The 25850-nt window shown below is 63.8% G+C and carries 26 protein-coding genes; 18 read left to right on the top strand and 8 right to left on the bottom strand.

The features are described from left to right. Positions 1–43 precede the first annotated feature (43 nt). The gene (locus tag THL1_RS08140; protein ID WP_069082790.1) at positions 44–619 is read right to left on the bottom strand and encodes a hypothetical protein; all 576 of its coding nucleotides are present in this window, start codon (positions 617–619) and stop codon (positions 44–46) included. Positions 620–733: 114 nt separating this feature from the next. On the opposite strand from THL1_RS08140, the gene THL1_RS08135 reads away from it, so the two are divergent. From THL1_RS08135 to nadE, 5 genes are all read left to right on the top strand, one after another. Next, the gene (locus THL1_RS08135; RefSeq protein ID WP_069082789.1) at positions 734–1234 is read left to right on the top strand and encodes an LEA type 2 family protein; all 501 of its coding nucleotides are present in this window, start codon (positions 734–736) and stop codon (positions 1232–1234) included. A gap of 7 nt (positions 1235–1241) precedes the next feature. After that, complete coding sequence (locus THL1_RS08130; protein WP_069082788.1) at positions 1242–1430, top strand: SEC-C metal-binding domain-containing protein; 189 nt, start codon at positions 1242–1244, stop codon at positions 1428–1430. Positions 1431–1757: 327 nt separating this feature from the next. Then, positions 1758–4304: a penicillin acylase family protein gene (locus tag THL1_RS08125; RefSeq protein ID WP_069082787.1), complete on the top strand. Its 2547-nt coding sequence runs from the start codon at positions 1758–1760 to the stop codon at positions 4302–4304. A 291-nt stretch (positions 4305–4595) separates the two neighbouring features. Further along, on the top strand, positions 4596–5801 hold the full coding sequence (pncB, locus tag THL1_RS08120; protein ID WP_069082786.1) for a nicotinate phosphoribosyltransferase: 1206 nt from the start codon (positions 4596–4598) through the stop codon (positions 5799–5801). Positions 5802–5812: 11 nt separating this feature from the next. Then, positions 5813–6643 (top strand): ammonia-dependent NAD(+) synthetase, encoded by an 831-nt coding sequence (gene nadE, locus THL1_RS08115; protein ID WP_069082785.1) that lies wholly within the window; start codon positions 5813–5815, stop codon positions 6641–6643. A gap of 243 nt (positions 6644–6886) precedes the next feature. Here the strand turns inward: nadE and dcd are convergent, their stop codons facing one another. Then, on the bottom strand, positions 6887–7453 hold the full coding sequence (gene dcd / locus THL1_RS08110; protein ID WP_069082784.1) for a dCTP deaminase: 567 nt from the start codon (positions 7451–7453) through the stop codon (positions 6887–6889). Between the two features lie 91 nt (positions 7454–7544). Then, the gene (gene apbC, locus THL1_RS08105; RefSeq protein WP_069082783.1) at positions 7545–8639 is read right to left on the bottom strand and encodes an iron-sulfur cluster carrier protein ApbC; all 1095 of its coding nucleotides are present in this window, start codon (positions 8637–8639) and stop codon (positions 7545–7547) included. Positions 8640–8928: 289 nt separating this feature from the next. Between apbC and metG the strand changes: the two genes are divergently transcribed. The 8 genes from metG (at position 8929) to THL1_RS08065 (ending at position 16070) form a co-directional block, all read left to right on the top strand. Next, a complete protein-coding gene (metG, locus tag THL1_RS08100) occupies positions 8929–10962 on the top strand; it encodes a methionine--tRNA ligase (RefSeq protein WP_069082782.1) in 2034 nt (677 codons plus the stop codon). A gap of 73 nt (positions 10963–11035) precedes the next feature. After that, positions 11036–11590, top strand: coding sequence for an Rnf-Nqr domain containing protein (locus THL1_RS08095; RefSeq protein WP_069082781.1), 555 nt, complete (start codon positions 11036–11038; stop codon positions 11588–11590). Continuing rightward, entirely contained in the window at positions 11587–12954 is a 1368-nt protein-coding gene (gene rsxB, locus THL1_RS08090) for an electron transport complex subunit RsxB (RefSeq protein ID WP_069082780.1), read from the top strand. Before THL1_RS08095 ends, rsxB begins: the two co-directional genes overlap by 4 nt. 12 nt (positions 12955–12966) lie before the next feature. Next, positions 12967–13974, top strand: coding sequence for an RnfABCDGE type electron transport complex subunit D (locus tag THL1_RS08085; RefSeq protein ID WP_069082779.1), 1008 nt, complete (start codon positions 12967–12969; stop codon positions 13972–13974). Next, positions 13971–14579 (top strand): RnfABCDGE type electron transport complex subunit G, encoded by a 609-nt coding sequence (locus tag THL1_RS08080; protein WP_069082778.1) that lies wholly within the window; start codon positions 13971–13973, stop codon positions 14577–14579. Before THL1_RS08085 ends, THL1_RS08080 begins: the two co-directional genes overlap by 4 nt. Continuing rightward, positions 14576–15148, top strand: coding sequence for an Rnf-Nqr domain containing protein (locus THL1_RS08075; RefSeq protein WP_069082777.1), 573 nt, complete (start codon positions 14576–14578; stop codon positions 15146–15148). Before THL1_RS08080 ends, THL1_RS08075 begins: the two co-directional genes overlap by 4 nt. Beyond that, positions 15145–15783 carry an endonuclease III gene (nth, locus tag THL1_RS08070; protein ID WP_069082776.1) on the top strand — a complete coding sequence of 213 codons (639 nt, stop codon included), beginning with the start codon at positions 15145–15147 and terminating at the stop codon, positions 15781–15783. The genes THL1_RS08075 and nth overlap by 4 nt, the downstream gene beginning before the upstream one ends. Before the next feature lie 107 nt (positions 15784–15890). Then, positions 15891–16070 (top strand): PA3496 family putative envelope integrity protein, encoded by a 180-nt coding sequence (locus THL1_RS08065; RefSeq protein ID WP_069082775.1) that lies wholly within the window; start codon positions 15891–15893, stop codon positions 16068–16070. Between the two features lie 327 nt (positions 16071–16397). Here the strand turns inward: THL1_RS08065 and THL1_RS08060 are convergent, their stop codons facing one another. The 4 genes from THL1_RS08060 to THL1_RS31285 form a co-directional block, all read right to left on the bottom strand. Then, on the bottom strand, positions 16398–17711 hold the full coding sequence (locus THL1_RS08060) for an NAD(P)/FAD-dependent oxidoreductase (protein ID WP_069082774.1): 1314 nt from the start codon (positions 17709–17711) through the stop codon (positions 16398–16400). A 97-nt stretch (positions 17712–17808) separates the two neighbouring features. Beyond that, the gene (locus THL1_RS08055) at positions 17809–19173 is read right to left on the bottom strand and encodes a glutamine synthetase family protein (protein ID WP_069082773.1); all 1365 of its coding nucleotides are present in this window, start codon (positions 19171–19173) and stop codon (positions 17809–17811) included. A 551-nt stretch (positions 19174–19724) separates the two neighbouring features. Beyond that, the gene (locus THL1_RS31290) at positions 19725–19904 is read right to left on the bottom strand and encodes a hypothetical protein (protein WP_414703730.1); all 180 of its coding nucleotides are present in this window, start codon (positions 19902–19904) and stop codon (positions 19725–19727) included. Beyond that, positions 19904–20098 (bottom strand): hypothetical protein, encoded by a 195-nt coding sequence (locus THL1_RS31285; protein WP_414703729.1) that lies wholly within the window; start codon positions 20096–20098, stop codon positions 19904–19906. The genes THL1_RS31290 and THL1_RS31285 overlap by 1 nt, the downstream gene beginning before the upstream one ends. Before the next feature lie 534 nt (positions 20099–20632). Here THL1_RS31285 and THL1_RS08040 point away from each other — a divergent pair. From THL1_RS08040 to THL1_RS08030, 3 genes are read left to right on the top strand one after another with little or no spacing between them, the layout of a single operon-like run. Further along, positions 20633–22141 carry a CHASE2 domain-containing protein gene (locus THL1_RS08040; protein WP_069082771.1) on the top strand — a complete coding sequence of 503 codons (1509 nt, stop codon included), beginning with the start codon at positions 20633–20635 and terminating at the stop codon, positions 22139–22141. Positions 22142–22153: 12 nt separating this feature from the next. After that, on the top strand, positions 22154–22606 hold the full coding sequence (locus THL1_RS08035; RefSeq protein ID WP_069082770.1) for a hypothetical protein: 453 nt from the start codon (positions 22154–22156) through the stop codon (positions 22604–22606). Between the two features lie 28 nt (positions 22607–22634). Beyond that, positions 22635–23747: a M48 family metalloprotease gene (locus THL1_RS08030; protein WP_069082769.1), complete on the top strand. Its 1113-nt coding sequence runs from the start codon at positions 22635–22637 to the stop codon at positions 23745–23747. A 10-nt stretch (positions 23748–23757) separates the two neighbouring features. Here the strand turns inward: THL1_RS08030 and pcsA are convergent, their stop codons facing one another. Then, the gene (gene pcsA / locus THL1_RS08025; protein WP_069082768.1) at positions 23758–24480 is read right to left on the bottom strand and encodes a phosphatidylcholine synthase; all 723 of its coding nucleotides are present in this window, start codon (positions 24478–24480) and stop codon (positions 23758–23760) included. A 263-nt stretch (positions 24481–24743) separates the two neighbouring features. Here pcsA and THL1_RS28815 point away from each other — a divergent pair, with 263 nt between their 5' ends. After that, entirely contained in the window at positions 24744–24956 is a 213-nt protein-coding gene (locus THL1_RS28815; RefSeq protein WP_083245843.1) for a cysteine-rich CWC family protein, read from the top strand. Beyond that, entirely contained in the window at positions 24956–25648 is a 693-nt protein-coding gene (locus THL1_RS08015) for a pseudouridine synthase (protein WP_069082766.1), read from the top strand. Before THL1_RS28815 ends, THL1_RS08015 begins: the two co-directional genes overlap by 1 nt. Positions 25649–25850: the final 202 nt, after the last annotated feature.

Genomic DNA, 25850 nt, shown 5'->3' with positions numbered 1-25850 from the left:
CGCCATAAATAGAAGAGGCCCGCATGCTGCGGGCCTCTTCTATTTATTTGCGCTCTTCCAGACGCAGATGGGAGGTATCCGGCGGCGGTCCGGCCGGAGGCATCTTCGCCTGCCCCATGTCGCTGCCGACGGGTGCGAGGCTCATGTTCGAGAGGTCGTAACGCGGCGGCGGCATGACTGGCTTGGCATCCTGAAGATCGGCGCCGACCGGGGCGATGCCGAAGTCCGGCGCATCCACCCCAACGAACGCCGCCATGTACTCATCGCGCGGCACCACTTTCAGCCGCCCCGGCGCGGCAACCTGCGCCACAGTGGGCGCTGGAGCCGGTGCGGGTTGGAACGCGGGCTCGGGTTCCGGCGGAGGCGCCAGCTCCACTTCCTCGATTTCCGGCTCCATGGCAACCACCTCGACCAGCGCACCGGCGCGTTCAAGGGTCGATCGGTACTTCTCCGCAGCAGCTTCATCCAGGTTGTTCTTGAGGATCATGCGCCGCCCGGAGAACAGCAGGGCGATCCGCTGGGCGTCAGCCTGGAACAGCTTGGCCAGGTTGGCCTGCACCAGTTCCAGACGCGCCCCGGGCACCAGCTTCCCGGAAAAGGCGATTTCGTAACGACCCATTGGTCACACTCCTGTCCGAATTGCCCTGCAGTATGGCGCAGCTTTTTTTCGGCCCACAACAGGTTGCGGCCAAGCAGTTGCTTGTTACACTGGAGCCTCACTTGGAGTATTGCAATGCTTTACCAGGCGCAAACGATAAGAATTCTCAGCCTACTGTTTTTCTTCGCCCTACCTTTTTCGGGCTTGAGTGGATGCTCCACCTGGATCAGCGACAGCTTCCACGAACCCGACGTACGCCTGCTCAAGGTGGACGTGGTACGCGCCAAACTACTGGAACAACAGTTCGTGCTGCGCTTTCGCATCGATAATCCCAACGACGTCAGCCTGCCAGTGCGCGGGCTGGTCTACACCGTCCATCTCAATGACGTGAAGCTCGCCTCCGGCGAGTCCAACACCTGGTTCACCGTTCCCGCCCATGGGAGCCAGACCTTCGACGTTCCCGTGCGCACCAATCTCTGGCGGCACATGAAGTACATCGTCAAGCTCCTGGAAAAGCCCGACGAGCCGATCAAGTACCGCCTCGAGGGTGAAGTGAAGACGGGGCTGATGTTCGGCAAGAGCGTGCACCTCAGCCGCAATGGCGAGATAATCCCCGGCAGTTACATTCCGGAGTAGAAGCTTCATGAGTCAAGAACCCCACGTCCATGGTCCGAACTGCAACCACGACCATGACCACCCTCACCACGTGCATGGCCCGCATTGCAATCACGGCCACCAGGAGCCGGTGCGCAACCCGCTGAAGGAAGTGGGCCGCAACGATCCCTGCCCCTGCGGCAGCCAGAAGAAATTCAAGAAGTGCCACGGCGCCTGACGCCGACGCACTTTCCCAGGCCCGCCTCGCGCGGGCCTGTTCGTTTCTGGACCGGGTAAAACGTCACCTGGAACCATCCCGATGATCGACCTGTATCCCTGGATCGACCGCCACCCCTGGCAGGAACAGAACCTGGACGACTTCCCCAACCTCTAGCGCGGGTACCCGGGCATCCAGGCGCGCCCGGCTACCGTCCGTGCCTACACGCGGGGGAACAGGTGAATCTGGCTGCCGTGAAAAAGTAGTCCGGGCGGCGCTTGCACGTCGCGGGGCGGCTCACTAACGTAGCGCGTTTGATCCGATGCCCCTCTCAGGAGAGCCCGTTCCATGGCTTCGCCAGCCCTCAAGCGCTTCCTCCCCCGGTTCTGCGTTGCCGCCGCCGCTGGCGCCATGATCAGCATCAGCGGCTGCCAGTCCTGGCTGGATAGCCGCTATTCCAGCAGCCTGCCGCCCACCTCGGGCTTCCAGCCGGTCAAAGGCCTGGCGCAGAGCGTCTCGATCCGCCGCAACCCGCTGGGCATGCCACTGATCGAAACCACCACCTTCCACGACGCACTGTTCACCCTCGGCTACGTCCACGCGTCCGACCGCCTCAGCCAGATGGTCGGCCTGCGCCTGATGGCCGAGGGTCGTCTGTCCGAGATGGCCGGTCCGGGCGTCCTGGAGATCGACCGTTTCATGCGCGCGGTCAACCTGCGCAAGAGCGCCGACATCCTCTACAAGAACGCCTCGCCGCGCCTGAAGGAGTTCTTCGCGGTCTACTCCCGTGGCGTCAACGCCTACCTCTATCGCTATCGCGACAAGCTGCCGATGGACCTGGCCGAAGCCGGCTACAAGCCGGCGTACTGGAAGCCGGAAGACTCGGTGCTGGTCTTCAGTCTGCTGAACTTCGGCCTGGCGGTGAACCTTCAGGAGGAAATCGCCTCCCTGGTACTGGCGCAGAAGGTCGGTGCCGACAAACTGGCCTGGCTGACTCCCATCTACCCCGATGAGCCGCTTCCCTTCGAGGAAGCCGAAAAGCTCAAGGGCCTGCAACTGGGCGGGCAGATTCCCGGCCTGACCGCGCTGAACGACACCGCCGGCCAGATCGCCGCGCTGAACATGCTCGGCGTCGCCGCGTCCAACAACTGGGCCATCGCTCCCCAGAAGAGCCGCACCGGCCGCAGCATCCTCGCCAACGACACCCACCTGCCGCTGTCCATGCCTTCAGTGTGGAATTTCGTGCAGATCCGCTCGCCGAAATTCCAGGCCGCGGGCGTCTCCATCGCTGGCGTGCCGGCCGTGGTCGCCGGCTACAACGGCAAGCTGGCCTGGGGCATGACCATGGTCATGGGCGACAACCAGGACCTGTTCCTGGAGAAGATCAAGCGCGAGGGCAACCGCCTCTACTACCAGGCCGATGGCAAGTGGCTCCCCGCCAGCGAGCGCATGGAAACCTTCTTCATCAAGGGCGAGCGCCCGGTCCGCGAGGTGATCTACGAGACCCGCCACGGACCGCTGCTGAACTCCGTCCTGGGCCAGCGCAAGCATCCGCTGCAGCCACTGGAGATCAAGAGCGGCTACGGCATCGCCCTGCAAACCAGCCAGTTCGAAGCCGACCAGTCGCTGGACGCCTTCTTCGCGCTGTCCCGCGCCCAATCGGTGGAAGACGCGCACGAGGCCACCCGCTCCATCCGCGCCATGGGCCTGAACATCCTCTACGCGGATGCCAGGCACATCGCCTGGCAGGTCACCGGCCGCTACCCGAACCGCCGCGAGGGTCGCGGCCTGCTGCCCTCCCCTGGCTGGGACGGCCGCTACGACTGGGACGGCTATGCCGACCCCATGCTCCACCCCTACGACCAGGACCCTACCCAGGGCTGGCTCGGCACCGCCAACCACCGCACCGTGCAGGGCGGCTATGGCGTGCAGCTGTCCAACTCCTGGTACTACCCGGAACGCGCCGAGCGCATCGCAGAATTGGCGGGCGGCAGTGGCAAGCACGACTGGCAGAGCATGATTGCCATGCAGTACGACCAGACCAGCCCCTTCCCGGCCAAGCTCAAGACCATGCTGCAGGACCCAGGCATGGCCCAGCCGCTCAAGCAGGCCATCAACGCCCTGCCGCCGGCAGACCGGTCCAGGGCCCAGGAAGGCCTCGACCGCCTGCTGGCCTTCGACGGCCGCCTGAGCCCGACCTCAGCCGACGCCGCCTACTACGGCGCCTTCCTCCACGAAAGCGCGCGGCAGATCTTCCTCGATGAACTCGGTCCGGAAACCAGCCCGGCCTGGCGTGCCCTGATACAGACCGCCGACCTGTCCTATTCGGCCCAGGCCGACCACCTGCTGGGTCGCGTCGACAGCCCGTTCTGGGATGACGTCAACACCGCGCAGAAGAAGGAAGACAAACCGGCCATCCTCGCGCGCAGCCTGGCTGCCGCCATCAACTATGCCGAGGGCCGCCTGGGCGCCGACCGCAAAGCCTGGCAGTGGGGCAAGCTGCACACCTACGAATGGGTCACCGAAAGCACCCAACTGGCCCCCCACATGAGCGCCAGCCAGCGCACCGGCCTCAACGCGCTGAAGGGCTATCTGGACCGTGGCCCCTACCCGGCCGGCGGTGACCACAGCACCCTCAACGTCTCGGCCTATCACTGGGGACAAGACTTCAACACCTGGCTGATTCCGGCCATGCGCATCATCGTCGACTTCAGCCAGCCCGAACCCATGATCGGCATGAACAGCTCCGGCCAGTCCGGCAACCCGGCCAGCCCGCACTATGCCGACGGCATCGATGCCTGGCTCAAGGCACGCTACATGAAGTTCCCCTTCCAGCCGCAGAACCTGGACGCCATCTACGGCACCAAGCGCCTGATGCTGACCCCGCAAAAATGATCTACCAGCGGCGGAACTTACCGCCGCCCTACCGCTCTGATTGAGTGGACTTACTCCATAGATCACATTTCAAGGCACCCTCGGGTGCCTTTTCTTTTGCCCGGCATTCTGTGTGGGAGTGAATTCATTCGCGATGCTGGTCGACACCTGCTGCTAATGAACGGGACAGCTCCGCAGTCCTTTCGCGAATGAATTCGCTCCCACAAGGTATCCCCACAACCTTGCACCACACCCAACCTTGCCGCATCCTGCGCCCTTTCCACGGTCTGCCCGGAGCTTCGAGAACCAACCATGGCTGACAGCGCCTTTTCCGGCCGCATCAATCAGAACCTGCTAGACACCGATTTCTACAAGCTGACCATGATGCAGGCGGTGCTGCACAACTACCCCAACGCCGAAGTCGAATGGGAGCTGCGCTGCCGCAACGACGAAGACCTGACCCCCTACCTCGCGGAAATCCGCTACCAGATCGAGCAGTTGGCGGACATCTCCATTACCCCCGACCAGCTCAACTTCCTCGAACGCATCCCCTTCATCAAGCCGGACTTCACGCGCTTCCTCAGCCTGTTCCGCTTCAACCTGCGTTACCTGCAACTCGGCATCGACGACGGCCAGCTCTGCGTGCGCCTGCGCGGCCCCTGGCTGCATGTGATCCTCTTCGAAATCCCGCTGCTGGCAATCATCAGCGAAGTGCGCAACCGCTACCGCTATCGCGACGTCAAGTTGATCCAGGCCCGCGAAACGCTCTATCGCAAGCTCGACTGGCTCAGGGCCAATGCCAGTGACGAAGAACTGAGTGAATTCCAGCTGGCGGACTTCGGTACCCGCCGGCGCTTCTCCTACAAGGTCCAGGAAGAGGTCGTGCATATCCTCAAGCGCGACTTCCCCGGCCGCTTCGTCGGCACCAGTAACGTGCACCTGGCGCGGGAATTCGACATCAAGCCCATCGGCACCATGGCCCACGAATGGCTGATGGCCCACCAGCAGCTCGGCCCGCGACTGATCGACAGCCAGATTGCCGCCCTCGACTGCTGGGTGCGCGAGTACCGTGGCCTACTGGGTATCGCCCTGACCGACTGCATCACCATGCAGGCCTTCCTCGGTGACTTCGATCTCTACTTCGCCAAGCTCTTCGACGGCCTGCGCCACGATTCCGGCGATCCCCTGGTGTGGGCTGAAAAAGCCATTCGCCATTACGAGAAGCTGGGCATAGACCCGCAGACCAAGACCCTCGTATTCTCCGACGGCCTTGACCTGCCCCGAGCCCTGGCGCTCTACCGTGCGCTGCATGGGCGCATCCAGGTCAGCTTCGGCATCGGCACCAACCTGACCTGCGATATTCCGGGCGTCGAACCGATGAACATCGTGATCAAGATGACCGGCTGCAACGGCCAGCCGGTGGCCAAGATTTCCGATGCGCCAGGCAAGAGCCAATGCCGCGACGAGAATTTCGTCGCCTACCTGAAACACGTTTTCCGCGTCACCGACAGCCAGTAAGGACTCCGCACATGAGCAGCAACCGCCAGCAAGAAATCGCCAAAGCCCTGGACGTTGTCCCGCCCTTCGCCGATGAAGCCGCCCTGGTGGCCGAAGTCGAGCGGCGCAAGGCCTTCATCAAGGATTGCCTGCGCAAGTCCGGCCTCAAGGTACTGGTGCTGGGCATCAGCGGGGGCGTCGACTCCACCACCGCCGGCCGCCTGGCCCAGTTGTCGGTCGAGGAGCTGCGTGCCGAAACCGGCGATGCCGGCTACCGCTTCATTGCCGTGCGCCTGCCCTACAACGTCCAGCACGACGAATCGGACGCCCAGGTGGCGATGAACTTCATCCGTGCCGATGAAGAAGAGACCGTGAACATCGCAGACAGCGTGGTCGGCCTGGCCGAGCAGGTCACCCACCTGAACAACCTTGCCGACGCGCGCCGCGACTTCGTCACTGGCAATATCAAGGCACGCATCCGCATGGTGGCCCAGTTCGCCATCGCCAACGCCAACAACGGCCTGGTGATCGGTACCGACCACGCCGCCGAGGCCGTCATGGGTTTCTTCACCAAGTTCGGCGACGGCGCCTGCGACCTGGCCCCACTCAGCGGTCTGGTGAAGAACCAGGTGCGCAGCATTGCCGGTTACCTCGGCGCGCCGGACTCCCTGGTGCACAAGGTGCCCACCGCCGATCTGGAAGAACTGCGCCCGGGCAAGCCGGACGAAGAAGCACACGGCGTCACCTACGTCGAGATCGACGCCTTCCTTCACGGCCAGGACGTCGGCCCCGAGGCTTACGCCACCATCGTCCGCACCTACGACAACACCCAGCACAAGCGCATCCTGCCGCTGGTGCCCTGAGGCTCCGCCCCTCTCCCCCGACCCCTCTCCCTGAAGCGGAGAGGGGTGACTCGCGCCTGATGCCCACAAGCTGGCCGGCGACTCCGCGCCGAGCCGAGTGCTGTATTCGGTCCGAACCCGGACAAACTCCCCTCGCCCTTCAGGGAGAGGGGCTGGGGGAGAGGGTGCAACATCTGTGCACAGTAGAATCCCGGGTACAAAAAAACCGGGCATCGAGCCCGGTTTTTTCGTTCCAGAACGGCCTCAGGCCTTGGGCAGGGTCACCCCGGTCTGGCCCTGGTACTTGCCGCCACGGTCCTTGTAGGACACTTCGCAGGCTTCATCCGACTTGAGGAAGAGCATCTGCGCCACGCCTTCGTGGGCGTAGATCTTGGCCGGCAGGTTGGTGGTGTTGGAGAACTCCAGGGTCACGTGGCCTTCCCACTCGGGTTCCAGCGGGGTCACGTTGACGATGATGCCGCAGCGGGCATAGGTGCTCTTGCCCAGGCAGATGGTCAGCACATCGCGGGGAATACGGAAGTACTCGACCGTGCGTGCCAGGGCGAAGGAGTTCGGCGGAATGATGCAGACGTCGCTGTTGATGTCCACGAAACTCTTCTCGTCGAAGTTCTTAGGGTCAACAACGGCGGAATAGATGTTGGTGAACACCTTGAATTCCGCGGCGCAGCGCACATCGTAGCCGTAGCTGGAAACGCCGTAGGAGATCACCCGGCTATCGTCCGCACCGCGCACCTGGCGCTCGACGAACGGCTCGATCATGCCGTGCTCCAGAGCCATGCGGCGAATCCACTTGTCCGATTTGATGCTCATGGCGGCGTTCCTGTCAGGGGCTGAAAAATTGACCGCGAATCTTACAGTCCGGCGGGAGCCTCGGCAAAGGTCCCGCCGGATGGTCGGAACGTCAGTCGTCGCTGATGGTGATGTTCGGCATGGCCGTTGCAGCCTGGTCAGACTGGGCGATGCGCGCCCCGACACTGCGGGCCATCTGCTGGTAGATCATGGCGATCTGGCTTTCCGGGTCGGCGATGGTAGTGGGCTTGCCACCATCGGACTGCATGCGGATGGCGATGGACAGCGGCAGCGATGCCAGCAGCTCGACGCCGTACTGCGAGGCCAGCTTCTCGCCGCCGCCCTCGCCGAACAGGTGTTCGGCATGGCCGCAGTTGGAGCAGATGTGCACCGCCATGTTCTCCACCACGCCCAGCACCGGGATGTTCACCTTACGGAACATTTCCACGCCCTTCCTGGCGTCCAGCAGGGCTAGGTCCTGCGGGGTGGTGACGATCACCGCACCGGCCACTGGCACCTTCTGCGCCAGGGTCAGCTGGATGTCGCCGGTACCCGGCGGCATGTCCACCACCAGGTAATCGAGGTCTTCCCAGGCCGTCTGGGTGATCAGCTGGATCAGCGCGCCGGACACCATCGGGCCGCGCCACACCACCGGGGTGTTTTCGTCGGTGAGGAAGGCCATGGACATCACTTGTACGCCATGGGCCTCGATGGGCACGAAGAACTTCTGGTCGCGCACCTTGGGACGGGTGCCTTCGGCGATGCCGAACATGATGCCCTGGCTGGGGCCGTAGATATCGGCGTCGAGCATGCCCACGCGCGCGCCTTCGCGGGCCAGCGCCAGGGCCAGGTTAGCGGCGGTGGTGGACTTGCCCACGCCGCCCTTGCCGGAGGCCACGGCGATGATGTTCTTCACGTTGGTCAGCGCCGGCACCTGCTCCTGGGCCTTGTGCGCCTCAATCACGCAATCCACCTGCACCTCGGCGCTGTCCACGCCGTCCAGGTTCTCCAGGGCCATCTTCAGCATCTGCGCCCAGCCGGCCTTGAACAGCCCGGCGGCATAGCCCAGCTCCAGACGCACGCGGACCTTGCCGCCCTGGATGTCGACTTCGCGCAGGCAACCGGCGCTGACCGGGTCCTGGTCGAGGTGGGGATCGGTGAACTGGCGCAGGCTGGCTTCGACCTGGGCGCGGGACAGGGTGCTCATGGCAGGACTCCAAATAAAGACCGAGCAAACCAGACGTCATGAAACCCGCTGCGCTCGGCCATGCGGCGTTGAATACAACCTCGGAATGCTCATTTACAAACGTAAACTCCGCTTCCTCGGCTGTCTTCGCCTTGCCTGGCCTTCGCTCGCGACGGTTTCAAGCGGTCTGGAAACAGGCGGCTATCCTACCCGACCACCTCACCGCTGGGTCGCCCACGGGTGAAAAAATCGCGCCGGGCCTATATAGTTGCCGACTTCCCTTTTGTTCCGTATCCGGTAGCCGAGCACCATGACCGAGCCCCGCAAAATCCTTGTGACAAGCGCCCTCCCCTATGCCAACGGGTCCATTCACCTCGGGCATATGGTCGAGTACATCCAGACCGATATCTGGGTGCGCTTCCAGAAGATGCGTGGCAACCAAGCTATTTATGTCTGCGCCGACGACGCCCACGGTTCCGCCATCATGCTGCGTGCCGAAAAGGAGGGCATCACCTCCGAGCAGCTGATCGACAACGTCCGCGCCGAACACACCACCGACTTCGCCGACTTCCTGGTGGACTTCGACAACTACCACTCCACCCATTCGGAAGAAAACCGCGCGCTCTCCAGCAGCATCTACACCAAGCTGCGCGACGCCGGCCATATCGGCACCCGTCCGGTGACCCAGTACTACGACCCGGAAAAGCAGATGTTCCTGGCCGACCGCTTCATCAAGGGCACCTGCCCGAAATGCGGCACCGAGGACCAGTACGGCGACAACTGCGAATCCTGCGGCGCGACCTACTCGCCCACCGAACTGAAAAACCCAAAATCCGCGATCTCCGGCGCCACGCCGGTGCTCAAGGAGTCCCTGCACTTTTTCTTCAAGCTGCCGAACTTCGACGCCATGCTGAAGGCGTGGACCCGCAGCGGCGCCCTGCAGGACTCGGTGGCCAACAAGATCGCCGAATGGCTGGACGCCGGCCTGCAGGAGTGGGACATCAGCCGCGATGCGCCCTACTTCGGCTTCGAGATCCCGGACGCCCCCGGCAAGTACTTCTATGTCTGGCTGGATGCCCCGATCGGCTACATGGCCAGCTTCCAGAACCTCTGCGCACGCCGCCCGGAGCTGGACTTCGAGGCTTTCTGGAACAAGGACTCCAACGCCGAGCTGTACCACTTCATCGGCAAGGACATCGTCAATTTCCACGCCCTGTTCTGGCCCGCCATGCTCGAAGGCGCCGGCTACCGCAAGCCGACCGCGCTGAACGTACACGGCTACCTGACTGTGAACGGCCAGAAGATGTCCAAGTCCCGCGGCACCTTCATCAAGGCGCGCACCTACCTGGACCACCTGCAGCCGGAATACCTGCGCTACTACTACGCGTCCAAGCTGAGCCGCAGCGTCGATGACCTCGACCTGAACCTCGACGACTTCGTGCAGAAGGTGAACTCCGACCTGGTGGGCAAGGTGGTCAACATCGCCAGCCGCTGCGCCGGTTTCATCCACAAGGGCAACGCCGGCAAGCTGGTGGCCGAGAACGCCGCGCCGGAGCTGTTCGCCGACTTCGCTGCCGCCGCGCCGAGCATCACCGAAGCCTTTGAGCACCGTGACTTCGCCCGCGCCATGCGCGAAATCATGGCCCTGGCCGACCGTGCCAACGCCTGGATCGCCGACAAGGCGCCTTGGGCTCTGGCCAAGCAAGAAGGCAAGCAGGCCGAGGTGCAAGCCGTGTGCGCCGCTGGCGTCAACCTGTTCCGCCAGCTGGTGATTTTCCTCAAGCCCGTGCTGCCACAACTGGCGGCCGCCGCCGAGCAGTTCCTCAACGTCGCCCCGCTGACCTGGGACGACCACAAGACGCTGCTCGCCGACCATCAGCTGAATGCCTTCAACCCGCTGATGACCCGCATCGAGCCGGCGAAGATCGAAGCCATGGTCGCCGCCTCCAAGGAAGACCTGGCCGCAGCCTCGGCGCCCAAGGGCAACGGTGAGCTGGAGAAAGACCCGCTGGCGGCGGAAATCGCCTTCGACACCTTCGCCTCCGTCGACCTGCGCATCGCGCTGATCGAAAAGGCCGAGTTCGTCGAGGGTGCCGACAAGCTGCTGCGCCTGACCCTGGACATCGGCGATGCCAAGCGCAACGTCTTCTCCGGCATCAAGAGCGCCTACCCGGACCCAAGCCAGCTGGAAGGCCGCCTGACCCTTTACGTCGCCAACCTGGCTGCGCGCAAGATGAAGTTCGGCGTCTCCGAAGGCATGGTTCTGGCCGCCGGCGCCGGTGGCGAGGAAATCTACCTGCTCAGCCCTGACAGCGGTGCCAAGCCCGGTCAACGCGTGAAGTAAGACCACACGCGAGAGCGGCCCAGCCGCTCTCGCGCGCTAGACTTCCCTGCATCCTTCCAGCCCTTGCGCGGCCATGATCGAATTTCTCCTCACACTGCTCGGAGCAGCCCTGGTCAACAACCTCATTCTCGGCATGCCCCTGGGCGCCGACAGCCTGCGTCAGCCGCGCAACCGCGCGCTGGCAGTGGCCGGTGGCGCGCTCGTCGCCGTCTCCACGCCCCTCGCCTGGCTGCTCGAGCAACTCGTCCTTGCCCCGCTTGGCCTCCAAACGCTGCGCCTGTTCATTTTCCTGCCGCTGGTGGCACCGCTCGCCTGGCTCTGCCTTGAAGGGCTCACCCGCCTGCACCCGCAGTTGCCCCGCAACGGCCTCTGGCCCCTGTTGCTGGCCAATGGCGCGGCGCTGGGCGCCATGCTGATCGGCAGTGCCGACACCTTCGCTTCGGCCCTTGGCTTGGGCCTCGGGGGTGGATTGGGTTTCTGGCTGGTACTGACCGTGTTTGACGACCTGCTCGAGCAGGTGGATGACGCCCTGGTCCCCGCCGCCTTCCGCGGTACGCCCATGCTGCTGGTCTGCGCAGGCCTGATGGGCCTGGCCTTCCTCGGCTTCAACGGCATGGGGGCGCAATGAGCCAGGCCAGCCTGATCCAGAGCATCGACGCCCTGCTACCGCAAACCCAGTGCGGCAAGTGCGGTCACCCCGGTTGCAAGCCTTACGCCGAAGGCATCGCCAAGGGCGAAGCGATCAACAAGTGCCCACCTGGCGGTACGGCCACCATCATCGCCCTGGCCGATCTGCTGAAGGTCCAGCCGCTGCCACTCGACGCCCCCAACGGCCCGGTGCCGCCGCAGATCGCCTTCATCCGCGAGGCCGAGTGCATCGGCTGCACCAAGTGCATCCAGGCCTGCCCGGTGGACGCCATTGTCGGCGCCGCCAAGCAGATGCATACCGTGATCACTGACGAATGCACCGGCTGCGAGCTCTGTGTGGCGCCCTGCCCGGTGGATTGCATCGATATCCTGCCGCTGGCCGAACCGGCTGCCAGCGCCCAGCGCCAACACGCCGATCAGTTCCGTCAGCGCTTCGAATTCCGCAATGCCCGCCTGGCCCGTGACGAAGCCCGCCGCCAGGCCGAGCGCGAAGCCCGTGCCGCCCGCGCGGCGCAGGCCCAGCAAAGCACCGCTGCGCCGGTGGACGCCGTACAGGCCGCCATCGAACGGGTGAAGGCACAGAAGGCCGCCGCCCCGAGCCTCAGCGACCAGCAGAAGCGCCTGAAGATCGAAGCCGCAATGGCCCAGGTGGCGCTGAAGAAGGCTGAAGACAAGCTGGAGGTTTACGGCACGTCTGACTTGCAGGCCCTGGTCGTCGAACTGCGTGCAGCCAACGACAAGGCCCAGGCTGCGCTCAAGGCCGCGCTGGAAATCCCCAGTCCGCAGGTGGACGAAGCAACGCTCAAGCAAGCGAAGATCGCAGCCGCCATGAGCCGTGCCCAGCTGGCCAGGTCAGAGAAAGCCTTTGGCGAATCCCCCACTGACGATCAACAGGCCCAGCTGGCCGAACTGCGCGCTGCGGTGGACCAGGCCCAGCAACGCCTGGACACCTGCCAGGGCACACCCACCGCGCCTGTGGCCAGCGAGGGCGAAGCCCGCCTCAAACAGGCCAAGATCGCCCTCGCCAGCCAGCGCGCGAAGCTGAAAAGCGCCGAACAGCGCGGCGCGAATGAAGACGAGCTGACCACGCTGCGACAGGCCCTGAGCGATGCCGAAGCGGCCCTGCACGCCGCCGAAGACGCCTCGGGCAAGCAGCCGCCGAACCTGCAACGTATCGACAAGCGCCCCGTGGACCCCGCCGTGCGCGCCCTGAAGACCGAACTGGCCTACGCCCGCGCCGACGTCAGCAAGCTGGAGCGCCAGCCCGACATCGACCCGGCCGTCCTGGCCCAGGCCCGCGACCGCCTTGCCAAGGCCGAGCGAGCCCTGGCCGAACTGCCCTGACGCCCCGCGGCCATGACCACTCGCCCGGCCTTCGACCCGCGCCCCAGCATGCAACTGGTGCTGGTCGCCTGTCTGCCGGGCCTGCTGGCACTGTTCTGGCAGTACGGCTGGGGCAGCGTGTTGCAGTTGCTGGTAGCACTTCCTGCCGCCGTCGCCTGCGAAGCCCTGGTACGCCGCCTGCGGCAACAGCCTGCGGTGCCTGCGGCATCGCTGCTCAATCAACCGCTGCTGGGCGAAGGCAGTGCCCTGGTCAGCGCGACCCTGCTGGCCCTCGCGCTGCCGCCTTACTCGCCCTGGTGGCTGACCGCCTGCGCCTGCGCCTTCGCCCTGCTGTTCGGCAAGGCGCTGTTCGGCGGCTTCGGCCAGAACCCGTTCAATCCCGCGATGCTCGGCTATGCGCTGGTACTGGTGGCCTTTCCCGCCCACCTCAACCAGTGGCCAACGCCCGGCCAGCACCCCGGACTGGGTGAATCCCTGCAACAGGTTCTGGGCCTGGGCAGCGGGCTGGTGGATGGCTGGAGCCAGGCCACCGCGCTGGACAGCCTCAAACACAACGATCGCCTGACCATCTCCGAGCTCTTCGAGGGCCACCTCGCCTTTGGCAGCCTTGGCGGACGCGGATCGGAGTGGGTCAACCTTGCCTTCCTGCTCGGTGGACTGCTCCTGCTGCAACGCAAGGTCATCCGCTGGCACGCGCCCGTGGGCCTGCTGTCCGGCCTTTTCATCGCCAGCCTCTTTTGCTGGAACGGGTCCGGCTCCGACTCCAACGGTTCGCCGCTCTTCCACCTGTTCAGTGGCGCCACCATGCTCGGCGCGTTCTTCATTGCGACCGAACCCGTCTCCGGTGCCGCCAGCGACCGTGGCCGCTTTCTGTTCGGCATCGGCGCCGGGCTGCTGCTCTATGTGATTCGCACCTGGGGCGGCTATGCCGACGGCATGGCCTTCGCGATCCTGCTGATGAACCTGCTCGTGCCCGCCCTGGATCGTTTCGCACCCCGTAGCCAGGAAGCGCAGCCGTGAAGGGCCGCGGCCTGCTGCTACTGGCCGTGCTGGCGGGCTTCGGTCTGATCGTACTGATCGCCGCCAGCCAACTGTTCGCCGACCGTATCGAGGCCGAACGCCAGGCCGCCGACGAGCGCGCCCTGCTCGACCTGCTGCCCCCCGGCAGCTATGACAACCATCCCCTGGCCCAACCCATCGCCTTGCCTGCCCATGAGCTGCTGGGCAACCCGGCGCCCACGCAAGCCTGGCTGGCGACCCGCGATGGCACCCCGGTCGCCGTGCTGCTGCCGGCCACCGCCAAAGGCTACGAGGGGCCGATTCGCCTGCTGCTGGCGATACGTCCGGACGGGCGCCTGCTGGCCACCAAGGTGCTCGGCCACCGCGAAACACCCGGAATCGGCGACCGCATCGAACCGGCGCGCAGCCATTGGCTTGCGCTGTTCAGCGACGTGTCCCTGGCCGGCCACCCGGAAGCAGAATGGCGGGTAAAGGCCGACAAGGGCGAGTTCGACCAGATCGCCGGCGCCACCATCACCTCCCGCGCCGTGGTCAGTGCCATCCAGCACGCCCTGCAGTTCTTCGATGGCCACCGCGCGCTGCTGCTCGGAGGGACGGCGCCATGAAAGCACGCCACCTCGGTCTGACCGGCCTGGCCCTGCTCATCGGCGCCACTGACCTGTTGATCAAAGGCGTCGGCCTGGCACTCGCCGGACTACCCGTGCTGATGCTTTTCGGCTTGGCCCTGCCGGCGTTGCGGCGGCAGCTGGAAGGTCCGGCTTACTGGCTCGGCGCCGTGCTGCTGTCCGCCTTGCTGGCGAGCCTGGCCACCTTGCTGTTACAAGCCGGCGCCTATGAACTGCACCGCGCCCTCGGCCCTTTCCCCTACCTGCTGGTTTTGCCCTGCCTGCAACTCGCCACCGAAGACACTACGGACACCCTCGACGGCCTGCGCGCGGGAACGGCCTTCGCCGTGCTTGCCCTGCTGCTCGGAGCCCTGCGCGAAGCCCTTGGCCACGCCAGTCTGCTCGCACACGTCGACTGGCTGCTGGGCCCTGCCACGCTGGGCTGGACTATCCAGTTCGGCGCCGATGGCCTTCCCCTGTTCGCCCTTGCGCCCGGAGCCTTTATCCTGCTAGGTACGCTACTGGCGCTTTGGCGCCGCCTGACCAACCGGACTGCTGATTCCCAATGAACGCCGCAAAACGCTACGAAATTTTCCGCCGCCTCCACGACGACGACCCCAACCCCACCACCGAACTGGCCTACAGCACGCCCTTCGAGTTGCTGATCGCGGTCATCCTTTCGGCACAGGCCACGGACGTGGGCGTGAACAAGGCCACCGCCAAACTCTATCCCGTGGCCAATACGCCGGAGGCCATCCATGCCCTGGGCGTGGAAGGCCTGTCCGAGTACATCAAGACCATCGGCCTGTTCAACAGCAAGGCCAAGAACGTCATCGAGACCTGCCGCATCCTCATCGAGAAACACGGTAGTCAGGTGCCGGACAATCGCGAGGACCTCGAAGCGCTGCCCGGCGTCGGCCGCAAGACGGCCAACGTGGTGCTCAACACCGCCTTCCGCCAGCCGACCATGGCAGTGGACACGCACATCTTCCGGGTCAGCAACCGCACCGGCATCGCCCCCGGCAAGAACGTGCTGGAGGTGGAGAAGAAATTGCTGAAATTCGTGCCCAAGGAATTCCTGCTGGACGCCCACCACTGGCTGATCCTGCATGGCCGCTACGTTTGCGTGGCCCGCAAACCGCGCTGTGGTGCATGCCGCATCGAGGATTTGTGCGAGTACAAGGCCAAGACGTCTGACGATTGAAAACCTATTGATTCACTCAAGTATCCGATTGAAAAAATCTTTTTTACCGACCTCTGCTTTGCGTTTATAAGGTGCGCCAATAGCGTCCCGCTTTGTGGAGTGACCTTATGAGCACAGCCAAAGACGATATCGAGCTCGAAGAAGAATTCGTTTCCGAGGATGCCGAAGAGTCGGAAGCCCCGGCAGAAACCGCGAAAACCAACCTGACCAAGCGCCGCATCATCGACAACTACCTCGAAGAGCGGCGCCTGCAGAAGCAGCTTTCCGACTACGACTTCGATCTGTGATCGACGCCTTCTGACGAAGCCCCGCAATGCGGGGCTTTTTGTTTGGGCGCATAGGCATCTCTGTGGGAGCGAATTCATTCGCGAAAGCCCGCGCACCGGACTCCTTCTGCAACGGCAGGTTCTAGCTGCATCGCGATTGAAATCGCTCCACAAACAGTTCGGGTGGATAACGCTCTTTTATCCACCATTTGCGTCCAGCCTGGCCGGGATGGTGGAAATGAAAAGCGATTTCCACCCTACACTGGCTGCCCGACGATTGAATCGCCCCAATCCACAGGCAAAAAGAAGCCGGCACTGAGCCGGCTGTAAAGACGCACAACAATTCGGTCAGCGCAGCTTTTCCATCAATTGGTAGTACCACATGCCGACGGAGAGCATGTGGTTGCCCAGGCGTTCGCTCAGCGGCACGCGGATGTGCTGGCACTGGGCGAAGGTGTCGAACTTTTCCAGGCTGCCACTCATGGCGTTGGCCATGACTTCGCCCATGATGTGGGTCGTCGCCACGCCGTGGCCGGAGTAGCCCTGGCAGTACCAGACGTTCTTCGACAGCTTGCCCAACTGCGGAATGCGGTTGATGACGATGCCCATGGCGCAGCTCCACTTGAAGTCGATTTCCACGCCCTTGAGCTTCGGGAAGGTGCGTTCGATGCAAGGACGCAGCTCGGCTTCGATGTCACGGGAATCGCGCCCGGAGTAGTTCGCACCACCGCCGAACAGCAGGCGGCCGTCGCCGGTCATGCGGTAGTAGTCGAGCACGAAGCGGCAGTCGTAGACGGCCAGGTCCTGCGGATTGATCGCTTTCGCAAGCTCGCCCAGAGGCTTGGTGGTGACGATGCCGCCCATGGCCGGGAAGATCATGCCCTTGAGTTTCTTGCGCTCCAGCTTGTGGTAGACATCGCCGGCCAGCAGCACCTGCTGGGCGTTGATCCGGCCGCGGCTGGTGATCACCGCCGGACGGTCGCCGTGGATGATGTCCTGCACTTCGGAGTGTTCGAAGATCAGCGCGCCCAGGCTGGCGGCGGCCTTGGCTTCGCCGATGCACAGGTTCAGCGGGTGCAGGTGCATGTTGCGGGTGTTCTTGATGGCGCCGATGTAGAGATCGGAATCCAGGTGCTCGCGCACGCCGGCGGCGTCCAGCAGGGTCACATCGTCCGCCATGCCACGACGCACGGCTTCCTCATAGGACCCCTTCAGTTCGTCCATGTGGGAGGGTTTCATGGCCGCATGCAGGTGGCCATGCTTGAGGTCGCACTGGATGCCGTACTTAGCCACGCGATTCTTGATGATTTCGTGACCGCGCCAGCGCAGGTACCAGATGAAGTTATCCACATCCTTGCCGAGAAAGCGGCTCATCTGCTTGCGCATGGCCGCATCGCCGGAGAGGCTGCCGGTGACCTGACCACCGTTGCGCCCCGTAGCGCCCCAGCCGATCTTGTGGGTTTCCACCAGCGCCACCTTGTAGCCGCGCTCGGCCATCTCCACCGCCGTGGCCACGCCGGTGAACCCGCCACCGATGATGGCGACATCGACATTTACCTCCCCTTCGAGGGTGGGATAGGCCGTCTCCTCGTTGAGCGTCGCGGAGTAATAGGAAGGCGCGCGTTCGACAGCGGGCAGCGGGTGTTTGATTGCAGCGGTCATGGGTGGATCCTTCTTGGCCACAGGGGCCTTCAATACCGGGGAGCGATTCGCGAATGAATTCGCTCCCACAAACAGAAACGGACGGTCGTTCGCCGGCTCAAGCCTGGTTCAGGTACCAGCGCCAGTCCTGCTCACCGACTTCGGACATGAACTGGCGGTACTCGGCGCGCTTCACGGCCAGGTAGACGCCGAGGAAAGCCGTGCCGAAGGCATCGCGGGCCCAGCTGGAGTGCTCCAGGGCGCGCAGCGAAGTGAGCCAGTCGGTGGGCAGCAGCTCTTTGGCCTGGGCGTAGCCGTTGCCTTCCACCGGGTCGCCCGGATCGATAGTCTCGCGGATGCCGCGATGGATGCCGGCAAGGATGGCAGCAGCGGCCAGGTAGGGGTTGGCGTCAGCGCCACAGATACGATGCTCGATGTGCCGACTGTTGGCCGGGCCACCCGGCACACGCAGGCTAACGGTGCGGTTATCCACACCCCAGGTCGGCGCCAGGGGCGCGTAGCTGTTGGCCTGGAAGCGGCGGTAGGAGTTGGCGTTGGGGCAGAACAGCAGCAGCGAATCCAGCAGGCTTTCGAGCATGCCGCCCACCGCCTGGCGCAACAGCGGCGTGCCGGCAGGGTCCTCGCTGGCGAACAGGTTGCGGCCCTCGGCATCGGCCAGGCTGACGTGCATGTGCATGCCGGTGCCGGCGATCTCGGCGAACGGCTTGGCCATGAAGCAGGCTTGCATGCCGTGGGCATGGGCCACGCCCTTGACCAGGCGCTTGTAGCGCACGGCCTGATCCATCGCTTCCAGGGCATCGCCATGCTCCAGGGTGATTTCCACCTGGCCCGGGGCGTACTCGGAAATGGCGGTGCGTGCCGGAATGCCTTGGGCTTTGCAGGCGGCGTACAGGTCAGCGAGGAACGGCTCGATCTGCTCCAGTTCGCGCAGGCCATAAACCTGGGTGCTGCGCGGGCGATGACCGTCGGCGTCCAGCGCCGGTTGCGGGCGGCCATTAGCATCGCGCTTCTGGTCCAGCAGGTAGAACTCCAGCTCGCAGGCCATCACCGGGTGGTAGCCGTCGGCCTTGAGGCGATCGATCACTTCCACCAATACATGGCGCGGATCGGCGATGGCAGCGGGCATGCCTTCCTGCGGATGCATGCAGACCTGCAGGGCGGCGGTGGGCATCTTGCGCCAGGGCAGGCGCACCAGGCTGCCCTCCAGCGGGTAGGCGCGGCAGTCGATGTCGCCCACTTCCCAGACCAGTCCGGAGTTTTCCACATCCTCGCCGTGCATGGTCAGACCGAGGATGGTGCTGGGCAACGGGCGGCCGGTTTCGTACACGGCCAGCACCTCGTCGCGGTGCAGCAGCTTGCCCCGCGGTACGCCGTTGGCGTCGAGGATGAAGAGTTCAAAGGCATCGATGTCCGGGTTCTGCTCGAGGAAATCCCGGGCTTCCTGCACGCTGGCAAAATTCATGGCGCTCTCTTTAGTGCCGGTTAGGCACGCAATCAGGCCCTCGCCGCTTGGGGCAAGGGTCGAATATCTCGTTCTGGATGAGGTTGGCCGCAGCGACGGCGGCCGTATGTCAGACGCGAGCGCTATCCGGCGGACGAGCGTGGCGGCAATGCCAGAGCGCCCAGAAGGCGAGTTCGAGCGGCAGGGAAATCAGGAGATGGGAGGCCCACTTGCGAGAGAACTGGACCTTGGGTGCGACTCCGGGGGCACGGCGAGCGGCGCGAACCAGCCCAAGGGGCAAGTCGGCCAACAGCGATTGGTGCGGAGTACAACCCATGAGGGAAAGCCGTTTTATTGGAATGCCGCGAGGCTCGCACGGCGGCAAGGGTCAATAAAATTCAGGTTTTCCTATCTTTGGTTCTACATCGACTAAACATTGCAGAACGAATGGGGTCGCACCAGCGATACTCGGCCGGCCGAAAACACGGAGCAAGACCAGGCACTGATGGACTCCCCTCTCCCGCATGCGGGAGAGGGGCTGGGGGGGAGGGACGCTTTTGCAGATTTTCAGCTCACTGCTTGTAAGGCTCCAGAATCGGCGCCTTCTCTTCATTCAGTACCCACACCACTAACTTCGCCGACTTGGTGTTACTGGCGTTGCGCGACTGCAGGTGGACGCTGCCGGCCGGCTCGTACCAGCTGTCGCCGGCCTTGTAGCGGTTGGGCTCCTGGCCCTTGAGCTGGGATATCACTACCCCTCCTCGACATAGGCGAACACCGAGCCCGGATGGCTGTGGGCCGGGGAGTGCTGCACCGGCGCGTAGCTGACGGTGAGCATGATGGCCTTCTTGCCTGGTGCGTTGAGCAGTGCATGCACCTGCAGAACAGCGCGTTGTTCCTTGCCGTCACCGCTTTCGTGGGCGAAGGCCAGGGGCAGTTTGCTCACCACCGCCTCCAGGGCGAGCATCGCCTTGAGCGCATCAGGGGGGCGGGGCGCGGCCGTAGTAATCCAGGCGAGGCGTCATCGAGGCATCCTCGTATCGGGAAGGGATGCCTCCAAGCTACTGCTGGCGGGGCGTGCGACCTACGGCCGATTGGCTCGAATACCGGGTGACCAATCTAAGCCGGCAGATAATCGCCCGAGTGTCTCACCAGCTTGACACCCTCAAGATAGAGCTGTTCAGCGCCGATCAGCTGCGCTTGTAGAGTCACCATTGGCTGCTAGATTTTGCCATAGCGTCTCGCCATCTCCGGACACCCAACCACCTGTGCCCGCCCTTGGCCCAGGCTGTGGCGCACGGGCGGCAGTGGTCCGCCGACAGGGCACACTCTTGGGCGCGCCATGCCGGGCCCTGCCTGACTTCTCAGCTGATCCCCCTGGTCCAGAGCATTACTGGGGCACGGAGCGCGAGGGATGCCAGAGGAAACTCGGACAACCCACCAGCATTTAACGCCTGGTCACCGGCTCACACACCTGCTTGTGCACTTGCTGCACCACCTGCCGGGGGCTGTGATCGTCTCCGCCCTGGTCGCCATCGGTCACCTGCAGTTCCACCTGCTGGATGCCGTCGACGGCTACGCCTTCATCACCATCGGCAACCTCAGTGCGGTGAACACCTCCTCCGACCGAACCTTCAAGCCCAAGGTCGCGGTGGTACGCATCGATCAGCAAAGCCATGAACGGCACTACCTGGAACGCTCGCCGCTCAACCGCTGTGAGCTGCTGAAAGACCTCGGGAACATCTACAACGGCCGCAAGCCGCCCAGATTGGTGGTGATCGACCTGGATCTTTCTCCTTTACCCCTGCTGCGAGAAGCGCGCGCATCCCTGCCGAAGGACCCGGCCCAAGTGAAAGCGCTGACCGATGGCGGGAACGAAGCAGCGTGCGAGGAAGCCTTGTACCAACTGCTTGAGCGCTGCGACCGCCACACGAAGACGGTGCTGATGGAGCCCTTCGACGTGCTGGATCCCTATGTTCGGGAAGAAACCCTGAAGTGGAAGAAGCGCATGACCAATGCCACTGTCGCCTTCGGCGATGCATCGCTGCCCATCAGCTTCGGCCTGGTCACCAAGGTCGATTGCAAGGCCGATGGCCTGGCTGCCGTAGCGTTCCAGCAGTACTCACCCAAGCAGGCGGTCAACTGCGTAGGTGATGAGCACAGCACGCAGCGTTTCCTGATCAACCCCCGCCAGTACTTCACCGGACTGCGCGCCTCCGACACCGCCGACCTGCCCTCGCGCAGCCCATGGATCCAGGACCAGCCGGAGGTCAAGTTCAGGGAGCTGGCCTATGAGCTGCCGGTGGTGTTCTTCGGTGGTGGCTATGGCGAAGGCGACACCTACCTGACGCCACTGGGCACCATGTACGGCGTCGAAGTCCATGCCGCGGCCTACATGTCCCTCGTCGAGCCCGCGAGCGACTTCAACCACTTCCTCAGCTTCATCCTGGAGCTGTTGCTGGCACTGACCTTCGGGATGTTCATCTCCTGGAGCTGGCGCAAGTACTTCCACCTGCGTTTCAGCGAGGAATCCACTGATCGCCAGAGCGCGCCCTATCTGGTGGTGCTGCTGAGCTTCGGTCTGCTGGTCCTGGTCATCCTCGCCACCGTCGCATCGCTCTACATACTCGGCAACAGCGACTACTGGCTGTCTCCCATCCCCATCGCATTCGGCATGTTCATCGAAAGCTACTTCACCGGCGCGGTGCACCAGGCAGTCGAAGAAGGGCATACGCAGCGCCAGGAACTTATCGGCAGGCTGGAAAAGGCGCACGGAAATGGAGAGGAAGCATTCGTTGCCAAGATTGCCGATGAGCGCAAGCAACAGCCCCCTGAGATCCCCGGCCTTACCGACAGGTTCTGGCGCTTCGTGATCCTCGATGTCGTGCACCAGATCAGGAAGCCCTGGTCAGCGATATCGCTGCTGGTACGTCGCCTGATCTTCTTCGCAATCCTCGGCTGGGCCATCTACCTGACATTCGCGCACTAAAGGAGGAACACGATGAAACTCGTCAACCTGACTTGCTACGCCGCACTCCTGATCCTCGGCAGCACGGCATCCGGCCAGGACTGCAAGGGCCTCAGCGCCCTGCAAGCCGAAGGAGGAGTGGCTGCGACAAATCCATTGCAGCAGCTCTTCAAGGCCCTCATGGGAGACAGCAAGGCACGCGCTGACTGCGGCTCCCTCACCTCAGTGCTGGACAGTGTGGTGAACACCAGGAAAACCGGCGGCCGCAAACTGGAAGAAGACCGCCCCTTCAACCCCAGCGAAGCCCAGGCCAACCTCGCCGACGCCCAAAGCGACCCGGCGGTGCAGCAGCGCCTGGATCAGGTGCGCAAGGAAGTGCCCGACAGCAACCAGCGCCTGGTTTACGAAGCGGCGATCCTCGACGAAGAGGGCTACTACGGCGCCAGGGACCTGCGCATCCGCCAACTCCAGCAACAGCTCAAGTGACAGGTCGACGCCTGCCCGGGGAGGCCCTATGACACCGCGTGTATCGACAACCTGCTGGACCCTGGCACTCGCCACCCTGATGGCCGCGTGCAGCGGCGCGAAAGTGCCGAACCCCTTCGACACCGGCAAGGGCGATGTACAGGTGAAGGAGATCACCAGCCTCTCGCCACGGGCGTCGGTGGTGCTCGACAAGAATTGCCCGGACCTGGTCCAGCCCTACCGGCTCACCGACAACTTCGCCTCGGTGACCCTGTTCAGCATCAAGGAAGGCCTGAAGAGCGTGCCGGGGCAGATTGGCAACTTCCTGGGCTCGGCGCCATCGCCAGCGCCGGATGCCTCCGGCAAGCTGTCGGCCTCGACCAAGCTGGCCGCCAAGCAACTCAACTGGATGCCCATGACGGCCGAGGAGCTCTACGCCGAACGCCAGCACAACAAGCGCACGGACCTTCTACCCCGTGACAGCAAGCTCGGTCGCAAGCACTACCCGACGGCAGACAAGATGCTGCGTGACGTGCTGGCCGGCGTGGACGAAACCTACGACTACGAGTTCAAGCTGTTCATCGTCAAAAGCTCGGGACGCAACGCGCTGGCCCTGCCCGGCGGCTACCTGTACATCGAGCAGGGTCTGCTGGACAAACCGGAGCGCCAGCCGAAGGCCTACTTCGCACTGGCCCACGAAGTGGCCCATGTGCTGCAGCGCCACGAGACCAAGGAAATGCAGAGCCTGGTGGTGGACTCCTTCTCGGTGAAGAAGGACCTGATCGAAACGATGGAAGACGCCAAGGGCAACCCCACCGTCGTGGTCGACCGCATCAAGTTGGAAAAGGGGCAGTTCACCAAGCACCATGTCGACCAGGAGCTGCAGGCAGATTCCTGCGCCGTGAAGATGCTCAGTCATGTCTACCCGAGCGATCAGGCGCTGGCCAGTTCCATCGATGCCTTCATCAAGGACTTGCCGAAAATGGAAGCGTCACCGCCGAACAAGGCCCCGCAGAACGATGCCGAGGCGCTGGCCGAAAGCATGCATGACATCGTCAAGTCACCCCTGATGCGCCACCCCAACACCAGGGAACGTACCGAGAACCTGCAGGCGATCTACCGCGAGGTCACCAGCAGAGCCGCCAGCGCCGCTGCCAACTGAAGACAGGGGCCTACGCCTTCAGCTTGTGGGTCCAGTCCAGCAGGCTGCGCCACAGGCAGATGCCCACGAAGTAGGCCGAGGCCAGCCACCAGGTGCCCAGCACCAGCGACTTGTAGAAAGGATGCTGGAGGATGAGAAACATGCTGCTGATCATCCACACGAAGGTGACCACGATGTTCAGCGGCATCAGCTTGCGCACCCGGAACGGGTGAAGGAACTTCAGCTTGGTCAGCGTCAACGCCGCTAGGAAGCAGATCAGCAACAGGCTCACCACCGGCAGCGGATCGATGATCCAGATGTACAACGCCACCACGTTCCAGGCGGCGGGGAAACCGACGAAATAGTTGTCGCTGCTCTTCATGTTCAGGTTGCAGAAGCAGAACAGCGACGACACCAGGATCAGGCTCACCGCCACCAGCGCCGTGTGCTCGGGCAGGTCAATGTAGCGGTAGATGAAGATCGCGGGAATGAACACGTAGGTGAGGTAGTCGATCACCAGGTCCAGGGTCGAGCCGTCGAAATTCGGCAGCATGGTGCTGGTCTGCACGCGCCGGGCGAGGGTGCCATCGAGGCCGTCCACCAGCAGCGCTGCGCCCAGCCACAGGAGGCAGTCGCGGGGCTGGTTGTCGAACAGGGCGAGGATGGCCATCAGGGCCAGCACGACGCCGGTGGCAGTGACACCGTGAGCGGACCAGGCCTTGGCTTTATTGACGACACTTATGTTGGTGGACACGAGGCAGCTCTGCTCTGAATGGTGGGTGACAGAATCGATAGACCGCGATTATGCGTCAGCTTCTCAAAGGCCTTCAGACTTTTGTGAATCCTGCCATGTCGTTTTCAGACATCTTCACCTTGCATATTCGAGCCTAGGCGATCCGCGCCAGACGGCAACGTCAGACACCGCACGATCATCGGGAAACGGCACCCATCGGCGCGGACTTGCAGCCCAAGCCGCAAGGCTGCACCCTTGCGCCCTTTCCACCGCGAACCGCCTTCATGAGCGCCTCGTCCGATCCCACCCGCTGCCCGCTCTGCGGCCAGAGCAACCAGTGCACCCAGACCGACTCCTCGCGGCCCGGCGAGGAATGCTGGTGCTTCACGACGGAGATCGACCCGGCCGCACTTGAGCGCGTCCCGCCGCAGGACATCGACCGCGCCTGTCTCTGCCCCCGCTGCGCGCAGGCACTGCCACCCGATGCACCAAGCTGATGCGCCTTGATCGATTTTTGAGCAATTTTCCCGAATTCAACCGCCTCGACGCGCGCCTGTTGCTGGCCGCCGGTCGGGTACGGGTGGATGGGCAGCCTGTCGTCGATGGCCGCTTCGAGGTCCGCGAATTCAACCGCATCGAACTGGACGAACGCCTGCTCCAGGCCGGTAAGCCGACGCGCTACTTCATGCTCTACAAGCCTTCCGGCCACGTCAGCGCCACCGAGCACCCGGAGCATCCCACCGTGCTCGACCTGCTCGATGAACCCGACAAGCACGAGCTGCACCTGGGCGGGCGCCTGGACCTCACTACCACGGGCCTGCTGCTGATCACCAACGACGGGCACTGGTCACGCCGCCTCACCCTGCCCGGCAGCAAGCAGCCCAAGGTCTACTACGTGGAAACCGAGCAGCCCATCGGTGCCGAATACGTCGACACCTTCGCCCAAGGGCTCTATTTCGCCTTTGAGGACCTGACCACCCTCCCCGCCCAGCTGGAAATCCTCGACAGCCGCGCCGCCCGGCTGACCCTGCACGAGGGCCGCTACCACCAGGTCAAGCGCATGTTCGGGCACTTCCGCAACCGCGTCGTACGCCTGCACCGCGAGAGCGTCGGACCGCTGAAGCTGGACCCTCAGATGCAGCCAGGCGACTACCGGTCACTCACCGACGCAGAAGTGGCCTGCTTTTAGCTAGATCCACTCCGAGTCACATCGGGATCGAATAACCCGACGAACTGCAAGAATTTTTCCTTTCAATACGCTTGCGAGTGAAAAGATGCCCTGCTTAAATCGGACACAAGGTCAGAGCGTGACCAAAGAGTCACGCCGGCCATCTAAGCGTACCCTGCGGTCCCCTGTGCTCTGCACTCGTAGGTTCCCTGCCTGGTTAGAA

It is taken from the genome of Pseudomonas sp. TCU-HL1 (assembly GCF_001708505.1).
Lineage (GTDB): Bacteria > Pseudomonadota > Gammaproteobacteria > Pseudomonadales > Pseudomonadaceae > Metapseudomonas.
Note: the sequence above shows the minus strand (reverse complement) of the source record. Positions and strands in the feature narration are given on the sequence as shown.

What these genes read in the sequence shown, in the direction of transcription:
- dcd (WP_069082784.1), bottom strand. Translation starts at nt 7,453, where the DNA reads ATGAGCATCAAATCGGACAAGTGGATTCGCCGCATGGCTCTGGAGCAC.
- THL1_RS08075 (WP_069082777.1), top strand. Translation starts at nt 14,576, where the DNA reads ATGAAAGCACGCCACCTCGGTCTGACCGGCCTGGCCCTGCTCATCGGC.
- THL1_RS08135 (WP_069082789.1), top strand. Translation starts at nt 734, where the DNA reads ATGCTTTACCAGGCGCAAACGATAAGAATTCTCAGCCTACTGTTTTTC.
- nadE (WP_069082785.1), top strand. Translation starts at nt 5,813, where the DNA reads ATGAGCAGCAACCGCCAGCAAGAAATCGCCAAAGCCCTGGACGTTGTC.
- nth (WP_069082776.1), top strand. Translation starts at nt 15,145, where the DNA reads ATGAACGCCGCAAAACGCTACGAAATTTTCCGCCGCCTCCACGACGAC.
- THL1_RS08095 (WP_069082781.1), top strand. Translation starts at nt 11,036, where the DNA reads ATGATCGAATTTCTCCTCACACTGCTCGGAGCAGCCCTGGTCAACAAC.
- metG (WP_069082782.1), top strand. Translation starts at nt 8,929, where the DNA reads ATGACCGAGCCCCGCAAAATCCTTGTGACAAGCGCCCTCCCCTATGCC.
- apbC (WP_069082783.1), bottom strand. Translation starts at nt 8,639, where the DNA reads ATGAGCACCCTGTCCCGCGCCCAGGTCGAAGCCAGCCTGCGCCAGTTC.
- THL1_RS08060 (WP_069082774.1), bottom strand. Translation starts at nt 17,711, where the DNA reads ATGACCGCTGCAATCAAACACCCGCTGCCCGCTGTCGAACGCGCGCCT.
- THL1_RS08140 (WP_069082790.1), bottom strand. Translation starts at nt 619, where the DNA reads ATGGGTCGTTACGAAATCGCCTTTTCCGGGAAGCTGGTGCCCGGGGCG.
- THL1_RS28815 (WP_083245843.1), top strand. Translation starts at nt 24,744, where the DNA reads ATGAGCGCCTCGTCCGATCCCACCCGCTGCCCGCTCTGCGGCCAGAGC.
- rsxB (WP_069082780.1), top strand. Translation starts at nt 11,587, where the DNA reads ATGAGCCAGGCCAGCCTGATCCAGAGCATCGACGCCCTGCTACCGCAA.
- THL1_RS08065 (WP_069082775.1), top strand. Translation starts at nt 15,891, where the DNA reads ATGAGCACAGCCAAAGACGATATCGAGCTCGAAGAAGAATTCGTTTCC.
- THL1_RS08055 (WP_069082773.1), bottom strand. Translation starts at nt 19,173, where the DNA reads ATGAATTTTGCCAGCGTGCAGGAAGCCCGGGATTTCCTCGAGCAGAAC.
- THL1_RS08030 (WP_069082769.1), top strand. Translation starts at nt 22,635, where the DNA reads ATGACACCGCGTGTATCGACAACCTGCTGGACCCTGGCACTCGCCACC.
- THL1_RS08035 (WP_069082770.1), top strand. Translation starts at nt 22,154, where the DNA reads ATGAAACTCGTCAACCTGACTTGCTACGCCGCACTCCTGATCCTCGGC.
- THL1_RS08085 (WP_069082779.1), top strand. Translation starts at nt 12,967, where the DNA reads ATGACCACTCGCCCGGCCTTCGACCCGCGCCCCAGCATGCAACTGGTG.
- THL1_RS08125 (WP_069082787.1), top strand. Translation starts at nt 1,758, where the DNA reads ATGGCTTCGCCAGCCCTCAAGCGCTTCCTCCCCCGGTTCTGCGTTGCC.
- pncB (WP_069082786.1), top strand. Translation starts at nt 4,596, where the DNA reads ATGGCTGACAGCGCCTTTTCCGGCCGCATCAATCAGAACCTGCTAGAC.
- THL1_RS08130 (WP_069082788.1), top strand. Translation starts at nt 1,242, where the DNA reads ATGAGTCAAGAACCCCACGTCCATGGTCCGAACTGCAACCACGACCAT.
- THL1_RS08015 (WP_069082766.1), top strand. Translation starts at nt 24,956, where the DNA reads ATGCGCCTTGATCGATTTTTGAGCAATTTTCCCGAATTCAACCGCCTC.